1 protein-coding gene is annotated in these 716 nt (G+C 33.9%); it reads left to right on the top strand.

What is annotated here, in order from left to right:
* The coding region (locus BD31_RS08575) for a phosphoribosylaminoimidazolesuccinocarboxamide synthase (protein ID WP_008301283.1) at nucleotides 1-282 on the top strand (282 nt) is incomplete at its 5' end.
* Nucleotides 283-716: the final 434 nt, after the last annotated feature.

Raw genomic sequence — 716 nt, 5'->3', positions numbered from 1 at the left:
TTTGGAATTTTAGATGAACAAATCACATTGGGTGATTCAATTGGTCCTGATGAATACAGATTATGGCCAAAGGATTCCTACAAGGTTGGGAAAACACAAGAAGCGTTTGACAAACAGATACTGCGTGATTGGCTAACTGAACAAGGATATCAAAAACAATTTGATGATGCTAGGGATGCAGGAAAAGAACCTGTTGCACCAAAAATTCCGGAAGAAATTATTTCAAAAATGACTGAACGCTATGTTACTGCATATGAGAAACTTAGTGGACATCATTTGTGAGTGTTGTTCGTTTGATGTTGACTAGAATCTAACTCCCAACTCGAATTTTATTTCTGACCCTTTGGCAAATACTGTCTTGATGATTCATTTGCTGAAATATTTTCTAGGATCTGCTATTTTTGATGTTTTACAAATTTTTCAATACCGTTACAATATCTATGCAACCTATACTATTATAATTATAGCGGTCTTGTGATTATTTAATACATTACAATATTTCTTGTAATGCTGATGATAAATTTGGTAGCGGTATGATGGATGTTAAAGTAAACAAAAATTGATGCTATTAGACAAAAAAATATGATACAAGGATCTTTTAGATCAGATTTGAAGGTAATTCTGTATGTCAACACTGCTAGAAAAGCAAATCAAAGTTAATCGTATTGTTACGACAAGTATTGGACACGCACGTGCAATTGAAGACCCTGCACGCG

It is taken from the genome of Candidatus Nitrosopumilus salarius BD31, from assembly GCF_000242875.2.
GTDB lineage: Archaea > Thermoproteota > Nitrososphaeria > Nitrososphaerales > Nitrosopumilaceae > Nitrosopumilus > Nitrosopumilus salarius.
The sequence above is the reverse complement of the archived record's forward strand: the minus strand, read 5'-3'. Positions and strand labels throughout refer to the sequence as shown.